This window comes from Pseudonocardia sp. ICBG1293 (assembly GCF_020131355.1).
In the GTDB taxonomy this organism is placed as follows: Bacteria; Actinomycetota; Actinomycetes; order Mycobacteriales; family Pseudonocardiaceae; genus Pseudonocardia.
The window spans coordinates 547,937-568,659 of sequence record NZ_JAHLEL010000044.1 but is presented as its reverse complement, the minus strand read 5'-3'; the positions used below and the strand labels follow the sequence as shown (position 1 = coordinate 568,659).

Below are 20,723 nucleotides of genomic sequence, written 5' to 3'. Positions count from 1 at the left end.
TCCGCCCGGCGCCCGGTTGGCCCAGAGGAGGCCCGGCGACACGACGCGCGTCGACACACGCGAGTCGTCGCGGCGGGCGACGACACGGCGAGAGGCGGAGGCACGGTGAGCGGACGTCTGCACCTGGCGGTCGAACTCGGAGCGGCGGGGCGCCACCCCGGTGCGTGGCGGCTCGGCGGCGCCGACCCGGCCCGGCTGTTCACCGCCGCGTACCACCTGGACCTGGTCCGGACCGCGGCGCGCGGCGGTCTCGACCTCGTCGCACTGCCCGACTCCCTGCAGCCGCCCGGCGCCGACCCGGCCTCCTCGCCGGGCACGCTGGACGCGGTCGCCGTCGCCGCACGGGTCGCGCCCGCCGTCCCCGGCATCGGGGTCGTGCCGGCCGTGACGGTCACCCACACCGAGCCCTTCCACCTGTCCAAGGCCGTCGCCACGCTGGACTTCGTGTCCACCGGGCGGGCCGGCTGGCACCCCGAGGTGTCGCGTACGCAGGCCGAGGCCGACCTGTTCGGCCGGGCACGCGCCGACCGCGACGCCGCCTCGCTGTGGCGGGAGGCCGGCGAGGTGATCGAGGTCGCCGCGCGGCTCTGGGACTCCTGGGAGGACGACGCCGAGATCCGCGCCGCCGCCACCGGCCGCTTCGTCGACCGCGACCGGCTCCACCACATCGACTTCACCGGTGAGTTCTTCTCCGTGACCGGTCCGTCGATCACGCCGCGCCCGCCGCAGGGGCAGCCCCTGACCGTGCTGCGCGGCGACGAGGCGGAGGCGCTGGCGACCGTCGGCCGCTACGCCGACGTCGTCCGGGTCGCGGCCGACAGCGTCGCCGCTGCCGCCGAGGCCCGCGACCGGGTCCGCGGTGCCGTCGCCGAGGCCGGGCGCGACCCCGAGCAGGTGACCGTGCTGCTCGACGTCGAGACGCTGCTGGGCGACGACGCCGCCGCCCGGCTGCGCGAGCTCGACGCGCTCGCCCCCGCGGGGGCCGATCCGGCCCCGGCGACCCTGCGCCACGTCGGTGCCCCGGCCGAGCTCGCCGCCCTGCTCCGTGACGCCGCCGAGGAGCGTGCCGCCGACGGGTTCGTCCTGGTCCCGCTGGCGCTGCCGTCCGGGGTCGGCGAGATCGTCGACGGCCTGCTGCCCGCCCTCGGCGACGTCTGGACGCCCGCTCCCTACGACGGCACGCTGCGCGACCGGTTCGGGCTGGCCCGCCCGGTGGACCGCTACGCCCGCACGGCGGGCTGACCGGCACACTCGCCGGGTGCGCGTCCTCACCGCCGACGACCGGCTGCGGGCCCTGCTCGCCCGCCAGCTCCTGACCGGGCGCGCGGACCTGACGGTGCCGCGCGCGCTGGAACGGATCGGGGGGCTGCAGACCCAGCACGCGCCGTCGGGCTACCTCGGGCTGTGGTCGCGGCTGGCCCGCTTCGACCGCGCGACGCTGACCGCGATGCTGCACGACGGGCGCGTGGTGCAGGCGTGGGCGATGCGGTCGACCATCCACATGCTCGGCCGCCGCGACCACCCGGTGTTCACCGCCGCGGTCCGGGCCGAGCAGCGGGCCGACTGGCTGCGGCTGCGTCGTGACGTCACCGAGGCCGACATGGTCGCCGCGGCCCGCGTCGTCGGCGGGCTGCTCGCCGGCGGGCCGCGCCGGCACGCCGAGATCACCGCCGCACTCGCCGACGCCGGTCTGCCCGCAGGGGTGTTCCCGGGCGTGCAGCACTGGGTCGGGCTGGTGCGGGTCCCGCCGGCGGGCACCTGGGCCACCCCGCGCGCCCACGTGTACGGGCCCGCCCCGGCCACCGGACCCGGCCCGGAGCCCGCGGCCGCGCGGACCGAGCTGGCCCGCCGCTACCTGCGGGCGTTCGGACCCGCCTCCGCCCCGGACGTGGCCCGGTTCGCCGGGTGGCCGGTCGGCGTCGCACGCGCCGCGCTGGCCGGGACGCCCCTGCGCCGGTTCGCCGCCGTCGACGGGACCGAGCTGCTCGACGTCCCGCGCGGTCCGCTGCCCGGCCCGGACACCCCGCTGCCGGTGCGGCTGCTCGGCCCGTTCGACGCGGTGCTGCTGCTCGGGCACGCCGCCGGCGCCGCGATCGTGCCGGCCGCCCACCGCCACCACGTCTTCGCGACGAACCGGCCGCGGTCGGCACCGACCTTCCTGCTGCACGGCCGGGTGGCGGGCACCTGGGAGCACCGGGACGGCCGGGTCGTCACCGCCCCCTTCGCCCCGCTCGCGGACGCCGACCGGCGCGCCGTCGACGACGAGGCGGACCGCCTCGCCGACTGGCTCCGGGACCCGGGCCCGGACGCGCCCCCGGCGTGACGCACGATGGGATCATGACCGGGACGACACCGCCGCAGCAGACCAGGCCCGGACCGGGCACCCGGGAGCGGATGCGGCGGGCCCCGGTCGAGACGGGGCTGGGGATGGTGCCCGACCCGTCGTCGACGCGGGAGCGGATCGTGCTGCGCGCCCCGCTGCACGACGGCGTCCGCACCGCGGACGGGGGCGTCCTGCCGGTGCTGCCGGCGCTGCTGGCCGACTCCGGCCTCGGCTACCTCGTGTTCTCCACCGCGCGGCTGACCGCCGGGGCGCCCACTGTCGACCTGCGCCTCGACCAGGCAGGCGCCCCCGCTGCGCACGCCCGGTGGCTGCGCGCGGAGCTGACCCTGCTGCACCTCGACGACGAGGTCGCGGTCGGGCGGGCCGACATGCACGACGACACCGGCGCCGCGGTCGCGCACGTCGTCGCGACCTTCGCGCTCCTCGGCGCCCCGGCCCGGCCCGGCGGGCTCGCCACCGGTGCCGGTGCCCCCGCGCCCGCCCCGGGGACACCCACTCCGGGCACACCCACCCCGGACACCGACCTCCGAGCCGGGCTCCCGCCGTTCGACCCCGCCCGGCTGCGGCCGGAGCACCTCGAGCGCGACGCCGACGGCGACGTCGTGTTCCTCCCCGGCCCGTCGACGACGAACCTCAACGGCACCACCCACGGCTCCGTGCTGTCCGGGCTCGCGGCCGCGGCCCAGGCCGCCCACCCCGGCGCCGAGGGCGCCCGCCCGCTGTCGGTCACCGTCGAGTTCCTCCGGCCGGTGCAGGTCACCGACCGGCTGCGGGCCCGCACCGTCGCGATCCGCGACGGCCGCCGCTTCCGCACCCTGGGCACCGAGCTGCTGCTACCCGACGGGCGGGCCGCGGTCCGCGCGGTCGGCACCGCCCTGCGCCGCTGACCCCTGCGCCGCTGACCCCGCGCCGCGGTCGGCCATGCGCCGTTGATCGCCCGGACCGGGGATCGCTGTTAGCGTCGTCACCGTCCCCGGCTCGGAGGTGCGCACGTGTCGACCCCGCAGGTCCCCGCCCCACGACCCCACCGGATCGCCGTCATCGGGTCCGGACCGTCCGGCCTCTACACGGCCGAGGCGTTGCTGGCGGGGGACCCGTCGGTGCACGTCGACGTGATCGACCGGCTGCCCGCCCCCTACGGCCTGGTCCGCTACGGCGTCGCCCCCGACCACGTGAAGATGAAGTCGGTCATCCGGGCGCTGGTGCGGACCTTCGACGACAGCGACCGTGTCCGCTTCCTCGGCAACGTCCACGTCGGGACCGGCGGCATCCCCGGTGAGGCGCTGCGGGAGCACTACCACGCCGTCGTGCACGCGACCGGCAGCGCGGTCGACCGCGACCTCGGCGTCCCGGGGGAGGACCTCGCGGGCTCGGTCGGGAGCGGTGCGTTCGTGTCCTGGTACTGCGGCCATCCCGACGCCGTCGGTCCCGGCCCGCTGCTCGACCGCCCCGGCGTGGTCGTGGTCGGCGCCGGGAACGTCGCCGTCGACGTCGCGCGGGTCCTCGCCCGGCCGGCCGACGACCTCGCCGCCACCGACGCCCACGACGCCGTGGTCGACGCGCTCCGGGCGAGCGCGGTCACCGACGTACACGTACTGGTCCGGCGTGACCCGCTGCACGTGAAGTTCACCCCCGCCGAGCTGCGCGGTCTCGGCGGCCTCGACGAGGTCGACCTGGTGGTGCACGACGACGGCCTGCTCGCGGCGGGCGTCGCGGAGCCCGGGGAACGCCGGATGCGGCAGAACATCGAGATGCTCACCGAGTGGGCCCGGCGCCGGTCCACCGGGGCGCGACGGCGGATCCACCTGCGGTTCCTGCGCTCCCCGGTCCGGCTCGTCGACGACGGCACCGGCCGGGTCGGGGGCGTCGAGGTCGAACGCAACGCGCCCGACGCCGACGGCCGGGTGCGCGGCACGGGGGAGCGCGAGACCCTGGAGGCGGGGCTGGTCGTGCGGGCCATCGGCTACGCGGGCGAGCCCATCGAGGGACTGCCCTTCGACGCGGCCACCGGAACCGTCCCGCACGAGGCCGGACGGGTGCTGCTGGGTGGGGAGCCGGTCCGCGGCAGCTACGTGGCCGGGTGGATCAAGCGCGGCCCGACCGGGGTGATCGGCACCAACAAGGGCGACGGTGCCGAGACCGCGGAGTCGGTCCTGGCCGACCTGCCGGGCCTGTCGACCCCGCCGCGTCCGGGTGGCGCCGCCGTCGTCGAGCGCCTGCGCTCCTTCGGCGTGGACCCCGTGCTCTGGGAGGACTGGCTGCGGATCGACGCCGCCGAACTCGCCCTGGGGGAGCGGCGCGGCGGCACCGAGCGGGTCAAGATCGCCGACCGGGCCGAGTTGCTCGACGCCGCCCGCAGCCGCAGCACACGGTCGTAGCGGGCGGGAAGGAACGGCCCGATCAGTACGGGTCGACGGCCATGACGCAGGACATCGCACCCATGCCGCGGGAGAAGTCGTCGGCCTCGTCGGGCGTCATCGACATCGTGCAGGTGACCGAGCTGTAGGCGACGCCCTCGCGGACGTCGACGCAGAACTCGCGCAACGTGCGGCCGCAGCTCTGCAGGACCGAGGCGATCTGCATGACCCCGGCCATCCCGTCGCCGGTGACGACGGTGTGCCGGCGCGGCATCCGGGACGCGATGTCCGCGGCGCCACCGGAACCGGTGGGGAAGGAGAAGGTGGTCGGACGGTCGGCGGTGATGCTCATGATCGTATGGCTCCGTGCGTTGCGCGAGAGAGAAGCGGGAACGCGAGCCAGGTCTCGAAGATCCTCACCGCGGTGTGCGGGAGGGAGGCGCCGGGATTGCGGCGCGGGCGCGTCGGCGGCCTGGATCAGCCGACGCGCAGTGCTACTACCGCGAGAATGAGTGCGGCCAGCGCTGCGGCCGGAGCAAGGGTGTGCTCGACGGTGCGCATGACGATCACACTAGCAACCGGATGCGGCCTGCGCCACACGGGATGCCCCCACTAGCCTGAGCGGCGTCCGCCACGCCCTGACCCGAGGGGGAGCCCCACCGTGATCACCGCGATCGTCCTGGTGCACACCGCCGCCGACCGGATCCCCGAGACCGCGCAGGCCATCGCGGACCTCGACGGCGTGGCGGAGGTCTACTCCTGCGCCGGTGACGTGGATCTGATCGCGGTCGTCAAGGTGCGTGAGCACGAGCAGCTGGCCGACGTGATCGCCAGCAGGCTCAGCAAGGTCGACGGGGTGGTCGGCACCGACACCCACATCGCGTTCCGGTCCTACTCCCGGGCCGACACCGACGCCGCGTTCGCCATCGGCCTGGACTGAGACCCGGCCCGCCCCGTCGCGGGCGACGGCCGGGCCCGGGACGACCCGACCGGCCTCAGGCGGCCAGCTCGGTGGACAGGGCCGCCCAGCGGGTGAGCAGCTCGCCCGCGGCCCCGGAGTCCACGGCGTCGGCGACGGTGCCGAGCGCGTCCCCGATCGCTGCCGTCAGGTCGTCGCCGACCCCGCGGTGTGCGGCGAGCGCGCCGGCGGCGTTGAGCAGCACGGCGTCGCGCACCGGCCCGGTCTTGCCGGCCACCAGGTCGCGGACCACGGCGGCGTTGACCTGCCGGGTGCCCCCGCGCAGGTCCTCGGCGGTGGCGACGCCGACCCCGAGTCGCGCCGGGTCGAGGCGCTCCTGGCGGACGGTGCCGCCGTCGGCGATCCACACGGTGCTCGAACCGGTGGTGGTGAGCTCGTCGAGGCCGTCGTCGCCGCGTACCACCAGTACCGACTTGCCACGCCGGGCGAAGACCTCGGCCATCGTCGCGGCGTGCCGGGGGTCGGCGCAGCCGATCAGGCCGGTGTCGGGCTGGGCGGGGTTGGACAGCGGCCCGAGCAGGTTCATCGCGGTCGGCACGCCGAGCTCGCGCCGGACCCCGCCGGCGTAGCGCATGGCGGGGTGGAAGGACTGGGCGAAGCAGAACGCGATCCCCAGTTCCGCGACGCACCGCTCGACGGCGGCCGGGGTCAGCTCGATCGCGACGCCCAGCTCCTCCAGCACGTCGGCCGTCCCGCACTGCGACGACGCCGCTCGTCCGCCGTGCTTGACCACCGGCGCCCCCGCCGCCGCGACGACGATCGCGGCCATCGTGGAGATGTTCACCGTGTGCGCCTGGTCCCCGCCGGTGCCGACGACGTCGACCGCCCGACCGGGCACCTGCACCCGCAGCGCGTGCGCGAGCATCGCGTCGGCCATCCCCGAGATCTCCGCGGGCGTCTCGCCCTTCGCGCGCAGCGCGACCAGGAACCCGGCGAGCTGCGCCGGGGTCGCCTCCCCGGCGAAGACCCGTCCCATCGCCCAGGTCGCCTCGTCGGCGGTGACGTCCTCGCCGCGCATCAGGCGGCCGATCACGGAGGGCCAGGTGGGTGCGCTCACGCGGTGGGGTTCCTTCGGTCTCGCTACTGCGCGGTCAGGGTGCCGGGCCGATGGTCGCGCAGGACCTGCGCCACGACCTCGGCCGCCTCGATCGGGTCGAGCGGGTGCACGAGCACGGCGTCCGCCTCCGACCAGGTGGCGAGCCAGCGGTCGTCCCGGCGGCGGACGGTCAGCACGATCGGGGGACAGCCCACGATCTCGTGACGCAGCTGCTTGGCCACGCCCATCCCGCCGGTCGGCTGCGCCTCGCCGTCGAGGATCAGCAGGTCGGCCTCGCCCGCGTCGCAGGCCGCGAGGACCTCGGCGATACCGGCCGCCTCGACCCAGCGCACCCGGCCCACGTCCGGGGCGGGGCGCCGCCCGACCGCCTCGATGATGCTCTCGCGGACCTCGGGGCGGTGGCTGTAGACCAGCACCGTGCTGGTCCCCGTCACCGATCCGGCCGCGCTGCCGATCTCTGCCGCTCGTCCGCTCACGTCGGCGATACTAGGGGAACCCCCCGACGCCCCCGAACGTTGTCGCGCCGGCGGTACCGCCCGGAGTCCTCCGGTGGCCGCCCGGACGTCCCGACCAGGCGATGAGTTCCCGATCATGGGGTCCGTTCGCCGATCGTGATGTCCCGAGGGGTATCCCGACAAGCCGTAGAAGTTCGGCTCGGGTCATAATGCCCGACGTGACGACAGCGGCACCCAACATCAGCGCGCGGATCCATTCGCTGAACCGACCCAACCTGGTCAGCATCGGCACCATCGTCTGGCTCTCCAGCGAGCTGATGTTCTTCGCCGGGCTGTTCGCGATGTACTTCACCGCGCGGGCGCAGAACGACGGCCCCTGGCCGCCGCCGCCCACCGAGCTCGACGTCCCCTACGCGCTCACGATCACGATCATCCTGGTCGCGTCCTCGTTCACCTGCCAGTTCGGCGTGTTCGCGGCCGAGCGCGGTGACGTGTTCGGGCTGCGCCGCTGGTACGCGGTGACGCTCGTGATGGGCACGATCTTCGTCCTCGGTCAGGCGTTCGAGTACTACACGCTGGTGACCGCGCACGAGACGACGATCGCCTCCAGCGCCTACGGGTCGGTCTTCTACCTGGCGACCGGCTTCCACGGGCTGCACGTGGTCGGCGGCCTGGTCGCGTTCGTGTACCTGATCATCCGCACGAAGCTCAGCAAGTTCACGCCCGCCCAGGCCACCGCGGCGATCGTGGTGTCGTACTACTGGCACTTCGTCGACGTGGTGTGGATCGGGCTGTTCGCCACGATCTACTTCATCCGCTGACCGATCGCGCCGCCCGTTCCCTGACAGCACCCGCCACGACGTCGAGGTTGGAAGACCCCCAGCGATGACCGAGAACCAGAACCCACCACCGGCCGCCCGGCCGGACGAGAAGGCCGGGGGCCGCTCCCGTCCGCACGGCAAGTTGAAGCGCCGGATCGCCGGCGCCCTCGCCATCGGGCTGGGCCTGCTGTCCGTCGGATTCCTCTACGCCGCCTTCGCGCCGCAGCCGCAGGTCGCCCAGGCGCAGCAGGACACCGCGCTGATCGCCAAGGGCGAGCAGCTCTACAACAACACCTGCATCACCTGCCACGGGGCGAACCTGCAGGGTGTCGAGAACCGCGGGCCGAGCCTGATCGGTGTCGGTGACGCCGCGGTCTACTTCCAGGTGTCCTCGGGGCGCATGCCGATGGCGCGCCAGGAGGCCCAGGCCGCCCGCAAGCACCCGTTGCCGATCTTCGACCCGGAGACCCAGGAGGGCCGGGCGAACCTCGAGGCGCTGGGCGCGTTCGTGCAGGCCAACGGCGGTGGGCCGGTCACCCCGGCCGCGACCGGCGAGGCCCTGCGCGGCGACGACCCGGGCCGCGGTGGCGTGCTGTACCGCCTGAACTGCGCCTCGTGCCACAACTTCACCGGTGTCGGCGGCGCGCTGTCGTCCGGCAAGTACGCTCCCGCGCTCGAGCCGGCCAGCGAGGAGCAGATCTACACCGCGATGCAGACCGGTCCGCAGAACATGCCGCGCTTCTCCGACCAGCAGCTCACGCCGCAGGAGAAGCAGGACATCATCGCGTACATCAAGTCGGTGAACCACGCCAACGACCCGGGCGGCTACTCGCTGCTGGGTCTCGGTCCGGCGGCCGAGGGTGTCTTCATCTTCGCCGTCGTGATGTCCGGTCTGGTCGGGTTCGCCATCTGGTTGGGGGCGAAGAGTTGAGCAGCGAAGTCAGCACCGGGTCGGACCGTCGTCCGACCAAGGAGGAGCTCGACGCGATGTCGCCCGAGCAGCTGGCCCGTCTGGCCGGTGAGCTCGACGAGGTCGAGGTCGTGCACAACACGCCCGCATTCCCCATCCCGGGGACCCGTGCGGAGAAGCGCGCCGAGCGGTCGGTCGCGCTCTGGTTCGTCATCTCGGCGGTCTCGATGATCGCCTTCGTGGTCGCGTTCATCGCGTGGCCGTGGGAGTACGTCAACGTCGGCGAGCCCGGCCACGCGCTCTACAACCTCTACACGCCGGTCATCGGCTTCACCTTCGGGTTCTCGGTGCTGGCCATCGGCATCGCGGTCATCCAGATGGTCAAGAAGCTCTTCCCGGACGAGACCTCGGTGCAGCAGCGCCACGACGGCCCGTCCACCGACGTCGACCGCGCCACCTTCCTGGCCCAGGTCGCCGACGCGGGCAAGGGCACCACGATCGGGCGCCGCAAGCTGATCATCCGCAGCGCGGGTCTCGCCGCGGCCGTGGCCGGCATCGGCACCGGTGTCGTGGCGCTCGGCGGCATCATCCGCAACCCGTGGGCCGAGGGCGACGACGCCCCGCTGTGGCACACGGGCTGGCGCCCGGAGAACGGCGAGACGGTGTACCTGCGCACCGACACGGGTATCCTCTCCGAGATCGCCCGCGTGCGACCCGAGGACATGGAGCCGGGTTCGATGATGACCGTCTTCCCCTACCGCGAGAGCGAGCGGGGCAACGAGGAGGAGCTGCTGCACGCGCAGCGCGCCTCGGACGCGCCGGTCATGCTGATCCGTCTCCGGCCCGGGACCGAGGTCACGAAGCGCCCCGGTCAGGAGAACTTCAACTATGGTGACTTCTACGCCTGGTCGAAGGTCTGTACCCACCTCGGGTGCCCGACCTCGCTGTACCAGGCGCAGGACAACCGCATTCTCTGCCCGTGCCACCAGTCGCAGTTCCTGGCCACCCAGGATGCCGAGCCCGTCTTCGGGCCGGCCGCCCGGCCGTTGCCTCAGCTGCCGATCACGGTGAACGAGGAGGGCTTCTTCGTCGCCCGTAGCGACTTCGTGGAGCCCGTCGGACCCGCGTTCTGGGAGAGGCCGAAGACGACATGAGCTCGATCACGACACCCACCACCTCCTCGGGGGGCTTCGCGGCGAAGGGCGGCGCGGCTCTCGACCAGGCGGACCAGCGCTACCACGCGGCCGCGGGTCTGCGGAAGCAGTTCAACAAGGTCTTCCCGACCCACTGGTCGTTCATGCTGGGCGAGATCGCCCTGTACAGCTTCATCATCGTGCTGCTGTCGGGCACCTACCTGGCGCTGTTCTTCGACCCCTCCATGCAGGAGGTCGTCTACAACGGCCCGTACGACCCGCTGCGCGGCGTGCACATGTCGCGTGCCTACGAGTCCGCGCTCGAGATCTCGCTCGAGGTCCGGGGCGGGCTGTTCATGCGCCAGCTGCACCACTGGGCGGCGCTGCTGTTCGTCGCCGCGATGATCATCCACATGTTCCGGGTGTTCTTCACCGGCGCGTTCCGCAAGCCGCGTGAGGCCAACTGGACCATCGGCGTCGTCCTGATCCTGCTGGGCACCTTCGCCGGCTTCACCGGCTACTCCCTGCCGGACGACCTGCTCTCCGGTGTGGGTCTGCGGATCGCCTCGGGCATCACGCTGACCGTGCCGATCATGGGCACCTGGGTGCACTGGGCGCTGTTCGGCGGCGAGTTCCCGGGCACCGAGATCATCCCGCGGCTCTACATCATCCACGTGCTGGTCCTGCCCGGGATCATCCTCGCGCTGATCGCGGTGCACCTCGGCCTGGTGTGGTACCAGAAGCACACCCAGTTCCCCGGCCCCGGCCGGACCGAGAACAACGTCGTCGGCGTGCGGATCATGCCGCAGTTCGCGGCCAAGGGCGGAGCGTTCTTCTTCGTCGTCGCCGGTGTGCTCGCGCTGATCTCCGGGCTGTTCCAGATGAACCCCATCTGGCACCTCGGTCCGTACGACGCCTCGCACATCTCCGCCGGGTCCCAGCCGGACTTCTACATGCTGTGGTCCGAGGGTATGGGCCGGATCTTCCCGCCGTGGGAGTTCTACCTGTTCGGGACGTACACGATCCCGGCCGCGTTCATCCCGACGGCGGGCTTCCTCCCGGTGCTGTTCGTGCTCGCGGGGGCCTACCCGGCGATCGAGCGGCGCTTCACCGGGGACGAGGCGATCCACAACCTGCTGCAGCGTCCGTGCGACGTGCCGGTCCGCACCGCGCTCGGCGCCATGGCGATCTCGTTCTACCTGTGGCTCGTGATGTGCGGGTTCAACGACTGGATCTCGTACTTCTTCCACATCTCGCTGAACGCGACGACGTGGGCCGGCCGCATCGGTCTGCTCGTCGTCCCGCCGATCGTGTACTGGGTGGCGTACCGCTGGTGCATCGGTCTGCAGCGGTCGGACCGCGCGGTGCTGGAGCACGGCATCGAGACCGGCATCATCAAGCGGCTCCCGCACGGCGAGTTCATCGAGGTGCACCAGCCGCTGGGCGGTGTCGACGCGCACGGCCACGCCATCCCGCTGGAGTACCAGGGCGCCTCGGTGCCCAAGCGGATGAACCAGCTGGGTTCGGCGGGCGAGCCGGTCTCCGGTTCGCTGCTGACCCCGGACCCGGTCGAGGAGTCCCGTGCGCTGGCCGCGGCCCGGCACGAGGCCCACGAGCGGGAGCTGGAGGAGTCCCGTCGGCGTCACGAGGCGCAGGCGGAGCTCGAGTCCCGGCGCGACGAGCTCGCGGGCCGTCCGGACGACGGAGGCCGTCCGCAGCAGCCGCGCGACTGAGCACCACCCCGGGCCCCGGCCCGGACGCACGCCACGGCGGCCCCGTCGGAGACACGCTCTCCGGCGGGGCCGCCGTCGTGTGCGGGTGTGTCGGTGCACCCGTGGCCGCACCCGTGGTCGCACTCGTGGCGGCACCCGTGGCCGTACCGACGCCGTGTCGCCCGGGACCGTCGCGGCGTCCCCTCCCGCGGGGCCGCCGCGGCCTCAGACCCCGGCGGGCTCGTCGGGGGAGCGGTCACCGGTACGGTGCGACGCCTCCCGCGCCCGGTCGGCCCAGTCCCGCCAGGCGCCCCCGCCGCGCGCCGGCTCCGACCAGGGCGGGTCGCTGTAGACCAGCCGGGTCCCGCCGGTGCTGAGCCAGCGGTGCAGGATGCGGACCTCCTCCGACGGCGCACCGCGCAGCGGCCCGTCGCCCGGCAGGATCGTCTGCGCCCCGGTCCGCAGCGCCTCGACGACCGGCATCGGCCGCACCCCGCGCGACGCGTTGCCCGCCGCGGCGAGCCGCCCGTGGCGCAGGACGGCGAGCTCCCAGCCGCCCCGGCCGTCGGGGCGGGCGCCCACCAGCTCGTCGATCCCCGCGAGCGCGGCCAGGGTGCCGCCCCGGTCGACCCCGGCCGCCAGGGTGGCCAGCCGGTCCCGGGCCCGCGCCGCCGCCTCGTAGCGCCCGCCGGCGGACCGGTCGTCGACCTCGGCGGCCAGCACCCGCAGCGGGCCGTCGTCGCGGCCGGCGACGAGGTCACCCCAGGCATGGACCGCCGGTGCGTAGTCCTCGGCGGGCTGCAGGCCCGCGCACGGGGCGGCACAGCGGCCCAGCTCGTGCAGGGCGCACGGGGTCGCGGACGGGTTCCGGGCCGGGATGCGGATCGTGCACCGGCGCAGCGGCAGCGCGTCGAGTGCCGCGTCCAGGACGTCGGTCGCGGCCCGCTGCGACGGGAACGGGCCGAGCGCGTCCGCCCGGGGGGTGGCGACGACCGACAGCCGCGGGAACGTCTCGGCGGTCGGCACGACCCAGTAGGCCCGGCCCGGGTTGCGGGAGCGCCGGTTGTAGGGCGGGCGGTGCGCGGCGATGAGCGCCAGCTCGCGGACCGAGGCCTCCAGGGCGTGCGCGCAGACGACGGTGTCGACCTTCTCGGCGCGGGCGAGCATGTCGCGGACCCGGCGGCGCTTCTCCCCGGCCGTGAAGTAGGACCGCACCCGGCGGTGCAGGTCGCCGCTGGTGCCGACGTAGAGCACCTGGCCGTCGCCGCCGCGGAACAGGTACACCCCGGGCTCGGACGGGACGTCGTTCGCCAGGTGCCTGCGGCGGCGCTGGGTGGTGGTGGGCCGGTGCGGTGCCCGGTCACGGACGAGCTGCAGGACTCTGCACGCCGAGATTGCCGATCCGCTCCAGCAGGTGGTGCAGCACCTCGACGGTCGCCCGGGCGTCGGTCAGTGCCCGGTGGTCCGGGGTGGTGGCGCAGCCGAAGTGTCGCGCCAGCGTGCCCAGCTTCACGCTGGGGCACTCGGCGTGCGGGAGCACGGCCCGGGCGAGCCGAGCGGTACACAGGACCGGTGGGCCGGGCCAGGGGCGGTCGAGGCGCTCGCAGGCGGCCTTGAGGAATCCCGTGTCGAACGGGGCGTTGTGTGCCACCAGCACCGAGCCGCGGAGCATGTCGAGCACCGAGGGCAGGACCGCGCCCAGCGGCGGGGCGTCGTGCAGCATCGCGTTCGTGATGCCGGTCAGCCGGGTGATGTCGGCCGGGACCCGGACGCCGGGGTCGACCAGCGTGCCGAGCTCGGAGATCCGGCTGCCGCCGCGGACGGCGACCGCCCCGACCTCGGTGATCGCGTCGGTCCGGTGGCTGCCGCCGGTCGTCTCCAGGTCCACCACGCAGAACGTGACGTCGCGCAGCGGCGTGCCCAGCTCGTCGAAGGTGAGCTGCGGGGAGCAGGAGGTCACGCCCGCACCGTAGCGGTGGGGACCGACAGTATGTTCGAACACCCGCCCGGCCCCGGATCGCGGGGCGTCCCCCACCGATCGGTGACGTCACCGACGCCGACCGCCGCGCCGACGGCGTTCTCCGGCAGGCGGGGATAACCTGGACCGATGGCGCACGACGACACGGAGCGACCGGAGCCCACGGGCCCCGGGGTCGCACCGTGCGCCGCCGGCGGGGCACCGCAGGCCGACGGGCCGTCCCGGGCCGACACCCCCGGCCCGGGCACGGACGGCGCCCGCCCCGCGGACGGCACCCGTCCCGTCGACGCCGGCCGCCCGGTGGAGGGCGCGCACCCCGCCGGGAGCCCCGATGAGCAGGCCCCGGAGGACTGGTCGGAGCTGCCCGCCCCGCTGCGCGCCCGGCTCGCCGACATCGCGGGCACCGCGCTCGGTGGCCTGCCACCCGGTGACGTGCCCACCCCGCTGCGCCGCTTCACCCGGTTCACCCCGGCCAAGCGGGCCCGGCTCGGCGGGCACGTACTGGTGGCCCGCCTGCAGCAGGACCCGGCGTTCCGGGCCACGGTCGTGGCCTGGTGGTCGGAGAACCGGCCCGGTGAGCTGGAGCTGCCCGAGGCCCCCTCCGCGCGGCCCGCCACCGGCCCGTCCGACCGGCCCCACCCGGGCCAGGACGTGCCCACCGGCCCCGCCGGGGCCGCCCCGGACGGGACCGGCCCCACCCCGGACGGAACCGCGCCCACCCCGGACGCCACCGGCCCCACCCCGGACGGAACCGGGCCCACCCCGGACGGAGCCGGGCCCACCCCGGACGGAGCCGGGCCCACCCCGGACGGAGCCGGGCCCACCCGGGACGGAACCGCGCCGACCCCGGCCGCTACCGGCGCCACCCCGGGGGCCGCCCGCCTGCCCGCGCCGGTCGACAAGCTCGATGTGGCGGCCGTCGCCCTGCTGACCGCCGATCCGCTCGCCCACCGGCGGGTCGCGGAGGTCGGGCAGACCGCCGACCTGGCGAACCTGCGCGCCGAGCGTGACGAGGCCCTGGCCAAGGTCGACAAGCTCACGGCCGAGCTCGAACGGGCCCGGGCCGAGCTCGTCGAGGAACGGGAGCGGGCCCGGGCGCTCGTCGGCGAGCGCGAGGCCGAGTACCACCAGATGCGCCGCCGGGTCAGTGACCAGGGTGCCCGGCTGCGTGCCGCGCTCGACGCCCGCGGCGAGATGGAGCAGGAGATCGCCCGGCTGCGCGGCGGCGTCGACGACGAGCTCGCCCGCGCCCGCGCCGAGACGGCCGCCGAGCGCGAGCGGGCCGACCGCGAACGTCGCCGGGCCGACGCCGCGGCGGGTCAGGTCGCCGCCGCTCGCCAGGCCGCCCGCGAGGCGCGTCGCGGCGACGAGGTGCGCCTCGAGCTGCTGCTCGACACCGTCAGCGGCGCGATCTCGGGCCTGCGCCGCGAGCTCGACGTCGGCGCGGGCGGGCCCCGCCCCGCGGACCTGGTCGCCGGTACCGGCGACCAGGGGACGACCGGCGCCCACGGCGCGGCGCCCGTCGACGGGCTGGCCGCGCTGGACGCGCTGCTGACCGTGCCGTCGGTGCACCTGATCGTCGACGGGTACAACGTCAGCAAGACCGGTTACCCGGATCTGCCCCTGGCCGACCAACGGTCCCGGCTGGTGGCCCAGCTCGGCGCGCTGGGCGCCCGCACCGGGGCCGAGATCACCGTGGTGTTCGACGGGGCCGCCGTGGTCGCCGCGCCGGTACGGGGCAGCCGCGGGGTGCGGGTGCTGTTCAGCGACGCCGGGGTGATCGCCGACGACGTCGTCCGCGACCTCGTCGCCGCCGAGCCGGCGGGCCGACCGCTGCTGGTCGCGACCTCGGACCAGGAGATCGTGCGCTCGGTCCGCCGTCGCGGTGCGCACACGGTGGCGTCCGCGGTCCTGCTGCGCCGCCTCGGCGGCTGAGCACTCACCCCACGTCACGGTGCCGGGCGGTGCGCCCGGCAGGCGGGACCACCGGCATCGGCAGCGCCGTGGGTGCCGAGGGCGCCGGTGCGCCCGGCTCGACCAGACGCAGGTGCGGGATGAGGCCGCCCTCGGCCAGCACCTGCAGTGCGCGGCGCTCCGGCTCGGCGAACTCCACCGGCGCCGCGGCCGCACCCGCCGCGCCGTCCGGCCGGTCGACGAGCAGGTAGGGGATCGGCCGGTCGTCCTCCGGGACCTCCAGCAGCACGCCGATGACGCAGGCACCGCATGCGGCACCGCGGACCTCGCAGCGATCGCAGTCGACGAGCATGGCTCCTCCTTCGTCGGACCCGAGGTGGTCGAGTACCGCGGACGCTAGGGGAGGGGTCCGACAGAAATGGTTCGCGCGAGAGAAATCCCGGCCGCGTCCGTCACCGCGGGCGCCGCGGCTCGTTCACCTGAACAGCACGACATCCTCACCAGCTGTGCCGTCGAGCGACCACCACCACTCGTACGGAGCAGTGCCCCGCGCGGAGACCGGGTGTCCCGGTCACGCAACGGTGAGGACGCGGAACTCGTCCGCTCCCCGGAGTGTCGGACGGCGGCCCGCATCCCCGACGCGCACCGCGCGTGCGGAGCCGCCGTCCCGACCCCGCGGTCCCCGACCCCGCGGTCCCCGATCCGGCAGATCCCTCGGCGCCGCTCACCCCCGCGCCGTGGCCGGTCGCCGGGGGCAGGCGGCCGACCGGGGACTAGCGTCGCCGACCGTGGCGCGCACGCTGCTGGTGACCAACGACTTCCCGCCCCGGCCGGGTGGCATCCAGTCCTACCTGTCCGACCTCGCCCGCGCGCTGCCGCCGGACGCCCTCGCCGTCTACGCCCCCGCCTGGCGCGGCGCGACCGAGCACGACACGGCCCTGCCCTATCCGGTGCACCGGCACTCGTCGTCGCTGATGCTGCCGGTGCCCGACGTCGCCCGCCGCGCCGCCGCGCTCGCCCGTGAGCACGGCGCGAGGACGGTCTGGTTCGGCGCGGCCGCGCCGCTGGGGCTGCTGGGGCCACACCTGCGCCGCCGGGCCGGGGTGGCGCGGGTGGTGGCCACCACGCACGGCCACGAGGTCGGCTGGTCGATGCTGCCCGGCGGGCGTGGGGCGCTGCGCCGGATCGGCGACGACGCCGACGTCGTCACCGCGGTCTCGTACTGGACCCGCGACCGGCTCGCCGGGGCGCTCGGCCCGGACGCCGCGCTCGAGGTCCTGCCGCCCCCGGTGGACACCGTCCGGTTCGCGCCGGACCCGGTCGCCCGCGCCGCGATCCGGGCCCGGTACCGGCTCGGGGACGCACCGGTGGTGACGTGCGTGTCCCGCCTGGTGCCGCGCAAGGGGCAGGACGTACTGGTCGCGGCGCTGCCGCGGATCCGGCGCCGGGTACCGGGGGCCCGGCTGCTGCTCGTCGGCGGCGGGCCCTACCGGGACCGGTTGCGCACCCTGGCGGCGCGCGCCGGGGTCGCCGACGCCGTGGTGTCCACCGGCGCGGTCCCGGCCGCCGAGCTCGCCGCGCACCACGCCGCCGGGGACGTGTTCGCCCTGCCGTGCCGCACCCACCTGGGCGGGCTCGACGTCGAGGGGCTGGGGATCGTCCTGCTGGAGGCCGCGGCGTCGGGGCTGCCCGTCGTCGCGGGGGACTCCGGTGGGGCGCCGGAGACGGTCGAGGACGGGGTGACCGGCCACGTCGTGCCCGGGCGCGACGTCGCCGCGGTCGCCGACCGGGTCGCCGACCTGCTCGGCGACCCCGTCCGGGCCACGGCGATGGGCCGTGCCGGGCGGGCCCGTGTCCGGCGGGCCCGGGGCGGGCCGTCCTCGGCGGCGCGGCTGCACGGCTTCCTGACCGGGACCCCGGCACCGCTGTGACCCGCGTCGGGCCCGGCCGCGGTGGCCGGGGCCCGACGCGGCGCGGTCAGCCCTTGTCGGCGGTGGTCCCTGCGTACAGCGCCTCGATCTCCCCGGCGTAGGACTCCACGACGACCTTGCGCTTGACCTTCATGGTCGGTGTCAGCTCGCCACCGGCCTCGCTGAAGTCCTGCGGCAGGATCGTGAACTTGCGGATCTGCTCCGCCCGGGAGACGGCCTGGTTGGCGTCCTCCACGGCGGCGGCGATCTCCCCGCGCAGCTCCGGGTCGTCGACGAGGTCGGCGGCCGAGCTGCCGTCGCCCGCGGGCTTGCCGTTGCGCTCGCGCCAGCCCGGCAGGGCGTCCGGGTCGATGGTGACCAGCGCGGAGATGAACGGCTTCTGGTCGCCGATCACGATGCACTGGCCGACCAGCGGGTGCGCCCGCAGCCGGTCCTCGAGCACCGCCGGGGCGACGTTCTTGCCGCCCGCGGTGACGATGATCTCCTTCTTGCGGCCGGTGATGGTGAGGAAGCCGCCGTCGTCGAGCTCGCCGATGTCGCCGGAGTGGAACCAGCCGTCGGCCTCCAGCGCCTCCTTCGACGCCTCCTCGTTCTTCCAGTAGCCGCGGAAGACGATGTCGCCGCGCAGCATGATCTCGCCGTCGGACGCGATCCGGACCGCGCAGCCCGGTGCCGGGCGCCCGACCGAGCCGACGCGCTGGGCCTCGATCGTGTTCAGGGTGATGCCGGCGGAGGTCTCGGTCAGGTCGTAGCCCTCCAGTACCGGCAGGCCGATGTCGCGGAAGAAGTGGCCGAGCCTGCCGCCGAGCGGGGCCGAGCCCGACACCGCGGCCTTGACCCGGCCGCCGACCGCGGACCGCAGCTTGCCGTAGACGAGCTTGTCGAACAGCGCGTGCCGGGCCTTCAGCAGCAGGCCGGGCCCGCCGGCGTCGAGCGCCTCGGAGTAGGCGATCGCGGTGTCGGCGGCCGCGTCGAAGATCTTGCCCTTGCCGTCGTTGTGGGCCTTGAGCCGGGCGCCGTTGTAGACCTTCTCGAACACCCGCGGCACCGCGAGCAGGAAGGTCGGCCGGAAGTCCGCGAGGTCGGGCAGCAGCGTCTTCACGTCGGGGGAGTGACCGACGATCGTGCGGGTGGCCAGGCAGCCGCACTGGATGGCCTTGCCGAACACGTGCGCCAGCGGCAGGAACAGCAGCACCGAGTCGCCCGGCTCGAACAGGTGCGGGATCGTCGCGGCGATCGTGCGGATCTCGGTGAGCAGGTTGCGGTGGGTCAGCTCACAGCCCTTGGGGCGCCCGGTCGTGCCGGAGGTGTAGATCAGGGTGCAGAGGTCGTCGGCGCGCACCCCGCCCCGACGCTCGTGCACCACGTCGTCGGGGGTGTCCGCGCCGAGCCCGCGCAGCTGCTCGACCGCCGACGGGGCGTCCGGGGCCGAGGCCGCGGGCTCGATCTGCCAGACGGTGCGGAGCTCGGCCAGGTCGCCGCGGACCGTCTCCACCGACGCGGCGTGCTCGGCGGTCTCGACGACGATCCCGACGGCGCCGGAGTCGGAGAGGATCCACGAGATCTGGTCCGGCGAGGACGTCTCGTAGATCGGCACGGTCACGCCGCCCGCGGCGAGGATCGCGTAGTCGAACAGGGTCCACTCGTAGCGGGTCCGCGACAGCAGGGCGACCCGGTCCCCGGCCTGCACCCCCGCCGCGAGCAGCCCGGCCGCGATCCGGGTGACCTGCTCGCCGAACTCGGCCGCGGTCACCTCCGACCAGCTCCCGCCCTCGGACTTGCGGCGGTAGAGCACGTCCGACGGGTGCTGCGCGGCGTTGTCGAACACGGCGTCCGAGAGCGACTCCTCGTCTCCCACGGACACCGTGGCGGGAACGCTGAACTCACGCACGGGGATCGACCTCCTGGCGGCCTCGACAGGCTCCGAACACGGTCACCGCGACGGCTGCGGCGACACCTCCCGCAGAACCTACCGGTAAGAGCGTCCGGCGATTGATGGTTATTGGAGTCGACGGGTCGTGGGTCGGGTTGTCCAGCGGTAGCGGCTGCGGGCACGGTTGATCAGCCGGCGGATCACGGTGAGCGCGGCGGCGAGGTTGAGGTAGAACTCGACGATGATCTTCCGGCGATCGGTGAACCGGCGCAGCTTGCCGTAGCCGTTCATCCAGGAGTGCGTGCGCTCGATGGGCCACCGTCGTCCTGCCTGGATCGGAGCTGGGACCCCCGTGGTCGCGATCTCGCCGGTGAAGCCCAGGGTGTGCAGCAGAGTACGGGTCTTGCCGGAGTCATAGCCGCGGTCCAGGTGCACGGTCGGGAACAGATCACCACCGTGGGCGTCGCGGTGGCGGGGCAGCGGGCCGATCATCGTCACGATGCCGGTCAAGGTCGGTTCCAGCAGGGGCGAGTCATGGTCGTTGGCTCGCGCCGCGACCAGGTGCAGCGGGATGCCCTGGTCATCGCAGGCCACGGACCGTTTCGTGCCCTGCTTGCCGCGGCCGACAGGGCTGCGGCCGGCCACCTCGCCTCCGCCTGGTGCCTTGGTGATCGATCCGTCGACCGCCAGATCGTCAAGATCCAGGCCGAGTATCTGGTCGTAACCGGCCAGCGCGGTGCGGAGCAGTTCCTCGCTGACTCCCGCGGTGGCCCAGTCATCGAGACGGCGGCGGATGGTGCGGTCCGAGCAACCCGGCGTGGCGATGCGTTCGTAGCCACTACCGTGCACCAGAGCGGCAACGACGTGGTCGAACACGACCCGATCAGAGATCCGGCGACGGTGACAGCCCCACGGATGGGTCGGGTCGAACTCGGGCCGGTCAGACCCGATCAGAGCGGCGAACTCGCCCCACAAGGGCTCGATCAGAGATGCTGGCAGCAGAGGCACGGACTCTCCACACGATCATCAGGACATCAGCAATCCCATGATCACTTGCAGGTCCGTGTCTCTACCAACACCGACACACGGCCACCTCTACTGCCGGACGCTCTAAGAGGTCGTTTCAGAACGACTTGTCGAGTTTCCATTGACCCCTCGACGACAGATCAAACGGCAGGTCAGATAGCCGCTTGTCGTCTACAACAGACACGTCGACCTCGTTCTGAAATGACCTCTAAGAGCGCCCGGCAAATGAGGTC

19 protein-coding genes are annotated in these 20,723 nt (G+C 74.4%); 11 read left to right on the top strand and 8 right to left on the bottom strand.

Going from position 1 to position 20,723, the window contains the following annotated elements; translation table 11 throughout:
- The first annotated feature begins 105 nt into the window (after positions 1–105).
- The 4 genes from KPF47_RS22390 to KPF47_RS22375 all read left to right on the top strand — a co-directional run bounded on the left by KPF47_RS22390 (position 106) and on the right by KPF47_RS22375 (position 4,722).
- Positions 106–1,242 carry an LLM class flavin-dependent oxidoreductase gene (locus tag KPF47_RS22390; RefSeq protein ID WP_224390814.1) on the top strand — a complete coding sequence of 379 codons (1,137 nt, stop codon included), beginning with the start codon at positions 106–108 and terminating at the stop codon, positions 1,240–1,242.
- 16 nt (positions 1,243–1,258) lie between these two features.
- Positions 1,259–2,323 carry a winged helix DNA-binding domain-containing protein gene (locus tag KPF47_RS22385; protein ID WP_224390813.1) on the top strand — a complete coding sequence of 355 codons (1,065 nt, stop codon included), beginning with the start codon at positions 1,259–1,261 and terminating at the stop codon, positions 2,321–2,323.
- A 14-nt stretch (positions 2,324–2,337) separates the two neighbouring features.
- Entirely contained in the window at positions 2,338–3,231 is an 894-nt protein-coding gene (locus tag KPF47_RS22380; protein WP_224390812.1) for a PaaI family thioesterase, read from the top strand.
- A 105-nt stretch (positions 3,232–3,336) separates the two neighbouring features.
- A complete protein-coding gene (locus KPF47_RS22375) occupies positions 3,337–4,722 on the top strand; it encodes an FAD-dependent oxidoreductase (protein WP_224390811.1) in 1,386 nt (461 codons plus the stop codon).
- A gap of 22 nt (positions 4,723–4,744) precedes the next feature.
- On the opposite strand, the gene KPF47_RS22370 is transcribed toward KPF47_RS22375, so the two are convergent.
- Entirely contained in the window at positions 4,745–5,053 is a 309-nt protein-coding gene (locus tag KPF47_RS22370; protein ID WP_224390810.1) for a hypothetical protein, read from the bottom strand.
- A 309-nt stretch (positions 5,054–5,362) separates the two neighbouring features.
- Between KPF47_RS22370 and KPF47_RS22365 the strand changes: the two genes are divergently transcribed.
- Positions 5,363–5,641: an Lrp/AsnC family transcriptional regulator gene (locus KPF47_RS22365; protein ID WP_224390809.1), complete on the top strand. Its 279-nt coding sequence runs from the start codon at positions 5,363–5,365 to the stop codon at positions 5,639–5,641.
- Between the two features lie 55 nt (positions 5,642–5,696).
- Here the strand turns inward: KPF47_RS22365 and trpD are convergent, their stop codons facing one another.
- On the bottom strand, positions 5,697–6,737 hold the full coding sequence (gene trpD / locus KPF47_RS22360; RefSeq protein WP_224390808.1) for an anthranilate phosphoribosyltransferase: 1,041 nt from the start codon (positions 6,735–6,737) through the stop codon (positions 5,697–5,699).
- Between the two features lie 23 nt (positions 6,738–6,760).
- Positions 6,761–7,153 carry a hypothetical protein gene (locus KPF47_RS22355; RefSeq protein WP_374108884.1) on the bottom strand — a complete coding sequence of 131 codons (393 nt, stop codon included), beginning with the start codon at positions 7,151–7,153 and terminating at the stop codon, positions 6,761–6,763.
- 248 nt (positions 7,154–7,401) lie between these two features.
- Between KPF47_RS22355 and KPF47_RS22350 the strand changes: the two genes are divergently transcribed.
- From KPF47_RS22350 to KPF47_RS22335, 4 genes are all read left to right on the top strand, one after another.
- Positions 7,402–8,013, top strand: coding sequence for a heme-copper oxidase subunit III (locus KPF47_RS22350; RefSeq protein ID WP_224390806.1), 612 nt, complete (start codon positions 7,402–7,404; stop codon positions 8,011–8,013).
- Positions 8,014–8,077: 64 nt separating this feature from the next.
- On the top strand, positions 8,078–8,944 hold the full coding sequence (locus tag KPF47_RS22345; protein ID WP_224390805.1) for a cytochrome c: 867 nt from the start codon (positions 8,078–8,080) through the stop codon (positions 8,942–8,944).
- The gene (locus KPF47_RS22340; RefSeq protein ID WP_224390804.1) at positions 8,941–10,077 is read left to right on the top strand and encodes a ubiquinol-cytochrome c reductase iron-sulfur subunit; all 1,137 of its coding nucleotides are present in this window, start codon (positions 8,941–8,943) and stop codon (positions 10,075–10,077) included. Before KPF47_RS22345 ends, KPF47_RS22340 begins: the two co-directional genes overlap by 4 nt.
- Positions 10,074–11,789: a ubiquinol-cytochrome c reductase cytochrome b subunit gene (locus KPF47_RS22335; RefSeq protein ID WP_224390803.1), complete on the top strand. Its 1,716-nt coding sequence runs from the start codon at positions 10,074–10,076 to the stop codon at positions 11,787–11,789. Before KPF47_RS22340 ends, KPF47_RS22335 begins: the two co-directional genes overlap by 4 nt.
- Positions 11,790–11,993: 204 nt before the next feature.
- Here KPF47_RS22335 and KPF47_RS40350 read toward each other — a convergent pair whose 3' ends face one another.
- Together KPF47_RS40350 and KPF47_RS40345 are read right to left on the bottom strand one after the other, a co-directional pair.
- Entirely contained in the window at positions 11,994–13,052 is a 1,059-nt protein-coding gene (locus KPF47_RS40350) for a hypothetical protein (protein ID WP_308015456.1), read from the bottom strand.
- A gap of 76 nt (positions 13,053–13,128) precedes the next feature.
- Complete coding sequence (locus KPF47_RS40345) at positions 13,129–13,728, bottom strand: exonuclease domain-containing protein (protein WP_308015455.1); 600 nt, start codon at positions 13,726–13,728, stop codon at positions 13,129–13,131.
- Between the two features lie 147 nt (positions 13,729–13,875).
- Between KPF47_RS40345 and KPF47_RS22325 the strand changes: the two genes are divergently transcribed.
- Positions 13,876–15,681 carry an NYN domain-containing protein gene (locus tag KPF47_RS22325; protein WP_224390802.1) on the top strand — a complete coding sequence of 602 codons (1,806 nt, stop codon included), beginning with the start codon at positions 13,876–13,878 and terminating at the stop codon, positions 15,679–15,681.
- A 4-nt stretch (positions 15,682–15,685) separates the two neighbouring features.
- Here the strand turns inward: KPF47_RS22325 and KPF47_RS22320 are convergent, their stop codons facing one another.
- Complete coding sequence (locus KPF47_RS22320) at positions 15,686–16,012, bottom strand: hypothetical protein (protein ID WP_224390801.1); 327 nt, start codon at positions 16,010–16,012, stop codon at positions 15,686–15,688.
- Between the two features lie 436 nt (positions 16,013–16,448).
- Between KPF47_RS22320 and KPF47_RS22315 the strand changes: the two genes are divergently transcribed.
- The gene (locus tag KPF47_RS22315; protein WP_224390800.1) at positions 16,449–17,591 is read left to right on the top strand and encodes a glycosyltransferase family 4 protein; all 1,143 of its coding nucleotides are present in this window, start codon (positions 16,449–16,451) and stop codon (positions 17,589–17,591) included.
- A gap of 46 nt (positions 17,592–17,637) precedes the next feature.
- Here the strand turns inward: KPF47_RS22315 and KPF47_RS22310 are convergent, their stop codons facing one another.
- Both KPF47_RS22310 and KPF47_RS22305 read right to left on the bottom strand, forming a co-directional pair.
- Positions 17,638–19,482 (bottom strand): long-chain fatty acid--CoA ligase, encoded by a 1,845-nt coding sequence (locus KPF47_RS22310; protein ID WP_224390799.1) that lies wholly within the window; start codon positions 19,480–19,482, stop codon positions 17,638–17,640.
- 108 nt (positions 19,483–19,590) lie between these two features.
- Positions 19,591–20,472, bottom strand: a complete 882-nt coding sequence (locus KPF47_RS22305) for an IS5 family transposase (RefSeq protein ID WP_224390798.1) — start codon at positions 20,470–20,472, stop codon at positions 19,591–19,593.
- Between the last annotated feature and the right edge of the window lie 251 nt (positions 20,473–20,723).